At 31.5% G+C, this 5,728-nt stretch carries 6 protein-coding genes; 2 read left to right on the top strand and 4 right to left on the bottom strand.

The window, feature by feature from the left end; translation table 11 throughout:
- Together WBQ70_RS08655 and priA are read left to right on the top strand one after the other, a co-directional pair.
- On the top strand, positions 1 to 709 hold a 709-nt coding region (locus WBQ70_RS08655), incomplete at its 5' end, for a YihY/virulence factor BrkB family protein (RefSeq protein WP_423912967.1).
- Between the two features lie 57 nt (positions 710 to 766).
- Positions 767 to 3,217, top strand: coding sequence for a replication restart helicase PriA (priA, locus tag WBQ70_RS08650; protein ID WP_423912964.1), 2,451 nt, complete (start codon positions 767 to 769; stop codon positions 3,215 to 3,217).
- A gap of 55 nt (positions 3,218 to 3,272) precedes the next feature.
- Here priA and WBQ70_RS08645 read toward each other — a convergent pair whose 3' ends face one another.
- The 4 genes from WBQ70_RS08645 to WBQ70_RS08630 all read right to left on the bottom strand — a co-directional run bounded on the left by WBQ70_RS08645 (position 3,273) and on the right by WBQ70_RS08630 (position 5,609).
- Positions 3,273 to 3,752, bottom strand: coding sequence for a hypothetical protein (locus WBQ70_RS08645; protein WP_423912961.1), 480 nt, complete (start codon positions 3,750 to 3,752; stop codon positions 3,273 to 3,275).
- 251 nt (positions 3,753 to 4,003) lie between these two features.
- Positions 4,004 to 4,489: a hypothetical protein gene (locus WBQ70_RS08640; protein ID WP_423912958.1), complete on the bottom strand. Its 486-nt coding sequence runs from the start codon at positions 4,487 to 4,489 to the stop codon at positions 4,004 to 4,006.
- Between the two features lie 35 nt (positions 4,490 to 4,524).
- The gene (locus tag WBQ70_RS08635) at positions 4,525 to 5,127 is read right to left on the bottom strand and encodes a hypothetical protein (RefSeq protein ID WP_423912957.1); all 603 of its coding nucleotides are present in this window, start codon (positions 5,125 to 5,127) and stop codon (positions 4,525 to 4,527) included.
- 5 nt (positions 5,128 to 5,132) lie between these two features.
- Positions 5,133 to 5,609, bottom strand: coding sequence for a hypothetical protein (locus WBQ70_RS08630; RefSeq protein ID WP_423912954.1), 477 nt, complete (start codon positions 5,607 to 5,609; stop codon positions 5,133 to 5,135).
- Positions 5,610 to 5,728: the final 119 nt, after the last annotated feature.

Raw genomic sequence — 5,728 nt, 5'->3', positions numbered from 1 at the left:
TATTCCTATTGAAGGATTTCAACAAGATTTTTTAAAATTTGTAGCCGATGGTGTACCTCCTAACACGTATTCGGCTATTGAAAATATTATTAATGATATTTTGACGAACAGTCATTCTGGGTTGTTGTCAACGGGTTTTATTGTGTCTATTTTTTTGCAGGCTAATGGGTTAAATGCAATTTTAGGAGGATTTGAAAAATCATCCCATGTCTTAGTTAAACGAGGTTTTTTTCAGCAATATTTAGTTGCGCTTGGGATGTCGTTATTTTTGTCTTTTTTACTGATTGTTACCGTGGCAATTATAGTAGTTTTTGAAGTTGTGATTCAATTAAAAGCTGTTCAAGATATTTTGAGTGATAGTATTCCGATGATTATTTTAGGAAGGTATGTCTTTTTGATATTGATGGTTTTAATTACTACTTCGATCTTATTTAAATTTGGAACAAAACACAAATACAAAGGAGCATTTATATCCGTAGCCTCTGTATTTACAACGGTTTTGACGATTGTAATTTCTTATTTTTTTGGAGTTTGGGTGATTCATTTTTCTAAGTATAATGAATTGTATGGCTCTATAGGAACGTTGTTGATTGTTATGTTTTATATTTGGATCAACTGTATGATTTTGTTGTTAGGTTTTGAACTGAACGCTACAATAGATAAGTTGACAAAAGAAAACAACAAAAAGAATATTGAAATAGACGATTAAAGTTGTCTTTTACTACCAAATCTCTTTTTAAATTATAATAAATTAAATTCTAAATAAATGCCTTTTTTTGTTGAAGTAATTTTACCGCTTTCACTTGCTAAAACATTTACCTATAGTGTTTCGGAGGAGGAGTATCATTACATTCAAAAAGGAATGCGTCTTGCCGTTCCTTTTGGCAAAAGTAAAATTTACACGGCTCTAGTAATCGAAATCCATCAAAACCAACCCACTTTATATGAAGCCAAGGAAATAGAACAAATTCTAGATGAAAAACCGATTGTTACCGAAAAACAAATCAAGCATTGGCAATGGATTTCAACCTATTATATGTGTGGAATTGGCGATGTGTATCGAGCGGCGATGCCATCCGCTTTTTTATTAGAAAGCGAAACACAAATTATTTCGAAAGAAGGAGTTTTTGTAGATGAAAGTCAACTTACAGATGAAGAATATTTAGTGTATCAAGCTTTGCAAATACAATCGCTATTAAAGATTCAAGAGATTAGTGCTATCCTAAATAAAAAGACAATTTTTCCAGTCATTCAAAAAATGATTGATAAAAATATTATCGTACTTCAAGAGGAAATTCAGGAAACTTATAAGCCAAAACTGGTTCGATACATTCGGTTACATTCTAAATATGATTCGGATGAAGGTTTAGGAATGTTACTCGAATTATTAAAAAATGCCAACAAGCAAAAGGAAGTTGTTCTAGCATATTTTCAATTAAGTGCAGTTGAAAAAAAACCTATCGCAGTTAAGAAGTTAACGGAAGTTGCCGGTAGTACTTCAATTGTAAAAGCATTGATCGAAAAAGAAATATTTGAAGAGTATTTCATTCAAGAAGACAGAGTGCAGTTTGGAGGAAAATCAAGTGATGATAAAATTATATTGAGCGAAGCACAGCAAACGGCTTTTGATACCATTAAGGAATCCTTCGTAGAAAAAGAGGTTTGTCTTTTGCACGGTGTTACTTCAAGTGGAAAAACGGAAATTTATATCAAACTAATCGAAGATTGTATTGCAACAGGTAAGCAAGTCTTGTATTTGTTACCTGAAATCGCTTTGAGTACACAATTAGTAAGTAGATTGCGAGTTTATTTTGGAGATAAAATCGCTGTTTTTAATTCGAAATACAATAATAACGAACGAGTAGAAACTTGGAATCAAGTGTTGCAAAATGTTGCCAAAGCTCAGATTGTGATTGGTTCTCGCTCTTCGTTATTCTTACCTTTTCAAGATTTGGGTTTGTTGATTGTAGATGAAGAACATGAGCAAACATTTAAACAAATGGATCCTGCGCCACGTTATCACGCTCGAGATGCAGCAATAGTTTTGGCTAACTTATATCAGGCAAAAGTTTTGTTAGGTTCAGCAACACCAAGTTTAGAAACTTATTATAATACACAGTCTGGGAAATATGGTTTAGCAACGATCAAAGAACGCTATGGGAAAGTGATGATGCCAGAGATTGAATTAGTCGATTTGAAGGATAAATACTTTCGCAAAAGAATGTCGGGTCATTTTAGTGACGTTTTAATTGAGCGAATCACCAATGCGATTTCCTTAGGTGAGCAAGTGATTCTATTTCAAAATAGGAGAGGATACTCCCCTTTACTGGAATGTATGACTTGTGGTCATGTTCCCCAATGCCAACAATGTGATGTGAGTTTGACCTATCATAAACATAAAAACCAATTGAGATGCCATTATTGTGGGTATTCTATTGCGAAGCCAACGAACTGTCATAGTTGTTCTAGTATTGATTTAACTACTAAAGGTTTTGGTACAGAACAAATTCAGCAAGAGTTAGTACAACTTTTTCCCAATAGTAAAATAGGTCGAATGGATCAGGATACGACTCGTGGGAAATTTGGTTTCGAAAAAATCATTGATAGTTTTAAAAATAGAGAAATTGAAATTCTTGTGGGTACTCAAATGTTAGCCAAAGGTTTAGATTTTGATAATGTGAGTTTGGTGGGGATAATGAATGCTGACAATATGTTGTTTCATCCTGATTTTAGAGCTTTTGAAAGAAGTTTCCAAATGATGACACAAGTGGCAGGACGTTCAGGTAGGTCAAGCAAGCAAGGGAGAGTGGTAATTCAAACCTATAATCCCAATCACAATACAATCCAACAGGTTACTAGGAATGATTACTTAGGGATGTACAATGAGCAATTGTATGATCGAAAGATATACTATTATCCGCCCTATTTTAGGATTGTCAAATTGACTTTAAAACAAAGGGATTATGATAAACTAAAAGAAGGTTCAACCTGGTTGTATCAGGTTTTAGTTCAAAATTTGAAAATTCCTGTGTTAGGCCCAGAAGAACCTGCAATCAATCGAATCAGAAATGAGTATATACGTACCATAATGATTAAAATACCGCAAGTAATTTCAGTTAATGGCACAAAAAAAACTATTCAAAAAATTCTGAATAGTTTTGATGCGGTACCTCAATATAAAGCTATTAAAGTGACTGTAAATGTTGATTTTTATTGAAATACTGGGTTACAGGTTTCAAAACTTGTTTGAAAGTCATAATAGTTTTGTTTTTTCAAAGTCTGTCTCTATTAAATTCGGTATAATCTGTTGCTTCAACTCCAATGCCATATTCTAATACTCTCTTGAAGGAAAAAGGTTCATACATATAGTTATAAGGATGAAAATCATGACCATGAATACTATCTCTTAATTTACAGCTCAAAAAAAGCCAATGATCAGCAGGCATTACAATAATTTTATCGTCCCGACTACTTTGCGGAAAGTCTTCTAAAACAAATAATTTCCAATTGCCCAGTGTTACACAATATCCTTCTGGAAGTTGTTCCATAGCAGCAAAATCTAAGCAAATTTTAGCAATGCTTTCTACAAAACCTCTAATTAATAAACAAGTTTCGGTTTCTATGAGTTTAATATCCGATGGTAAATCAATAACATAAGTCATTTCGTCCTCACCTTTATCAATTATCTTGCTCGCATTGATAGCGCGTTCTTTCAGTTTTTCTTCTGATAATTTTTTAACAATTGTGCTCATTGACGCTGTAGAATTTAAAAGGGAACCATTCTTTTCTTCTCGTTTTTGTTTTAGGAATTTTCTTCTCATATTGAAAAAATAGGCCGTATACCACAAAATGAAGAGAAATAATAAAACACTTGTCAGGAATGATAATATTTCTGATCTTGATAAGGTTTCTAGCACTGATAAGCTCTCTGACATCATTCTATGTTGATTTTTTGTTTTTCAATAGTTGAAAATTTAGTCATCTTTCTAGTTATTTAAGACGTTCATTTTTTTCTTTCAAATTCATAAAAAATGTATATCTCTCCAGGTACTGGTTTTATGAATTGTAATTTATTAGAAACTTCATCATATTTAACAATTAAGTTTATATGATTAAAATAATCAGGAATGGTTATAGAATAATTTTTACTCGCCGAATCATAGGCTATTCTTTGCATGAATTTATTTTCATCAATAGCCCAAAAGAAATCTTGTTCTTTTGTAATGGTTATTTTTAACTCAAAGCCTTCTAGTGGGTAACGATCGCCTAAATCAACATATTCTGAACTCAGTTTTTTATAGCCTTTTCGATAAGCATCAGGATCTTGATTCATTATATCTCTTCCGCTAGATGTGGTATCTATTTGTATACGTTTCTTTTCTACCCAATCGCCAATTATTTTATCAATTTGAGCGAATGTGTTAGCCGAAATGAAAAGCATCAAGCCAATAAATAGGTGTTTTTTCATTATTTTTTCTTTTTTATTCATTCTCCTTGTTTTTAAAGGCTTTCATTTTTTAAGCTTCATTTGCCAAATGAGTCTTCATATTGGAGCGATAATTTTTTCAGATACTCAAAAGCACCTTTTAATTTATTAAAATTTTCTGGATCAGACTTGCTATAGGGAATCTTTATATATTGGATAAATTGTCGGTTATCATCACTTATTTTCAAAGGCATGAGTTCCAAACTGTCTGTTTGGGGTGATTTTATAACTTTATTAATTTCACTGGATGACCTGCAATTTTTAGAAGCAAATTTTATTTGTAAATAGCCTATAATCTGTTTATTAATTTGTACTACATCAGTAATGGCTATTATATCCTTTGGATTGAAATCATAATACGCTACATTTTCCCAATCACTCCAAGTAGCTTGAGCTGAAGATATAGAATCTTTTATTCTGCTTACTACTTTAATATTTAATGTGAAGTAGGAATATCCTATGGATAAGCTCTTAATAAATGTTTTTGAACCATAGTCATCAAAGAGGTATTCTTCTTTAGCTTCATCAAATTTATTTTGCAAAAACTTTACAATTTCTTCTTTGGTTAACTCTTTTTTATTTTGGGCTATTGTTACTGTTGAGCAAATTGTTAATAAAAAAATTGTGATTAATTTTTTCATAGTTTTTATTTTGTTGTTGATTTTTCCTTGCACAAAGCAGTAAGTTTATTAAACTGATCTTTTAACTTTTCTAAATCAGGTTTTCTAAAACCTAAAAACTTAGCAAAAGTCTCGTTGTTTTCATCTTTTAGATAAAGATAAGGGAAATGAATACTCCATTCTTTTATGGCAAATAAATGCAATGTTCTTGAGTTTTTTCGAGGACAGCAATCGGATATAAATTCACGTTTTGTTGTTGCAGTTGCAGTTGCAGTTGGAATTTCGGGTTTGGGAATACTGTCTGTAAAATGAACTATTCCTTGTTCTGTCACACTGATTTTGGTTATATAACCGCTGTTATAATATGCAAGCTTGTTTGCTTTGATAATTCTATTAATACTGTCAATTGTCTTGTCAAAATCTGATTTAAAGGATTGGGCATTGATTGAAACAATACCTATCAATGAAATTAAAAGCGAGTAAAATTTGAATTTATTTTTCATTTTAAAAGTGGATTGTTTGGATTTATTTTTCCAATAGATAATATTTAAAGCGAATAGAATTTAATTTTTAAATGCTTAATATTCAATTTTAGTATTGATTTGATAGAGCCTTGTTCTTC

Source organism: Flavobacterium sp. (genome assembly GCF_049590715.1).
GTDB lineage: Bacteria > Bacteroidota > Bacteroidia > Flavobacteriales > Flavobacteriaceae > Flavobacterium.
This window is presented reverse-complemented; position numbering and strand designations above follow the sequence as displayed.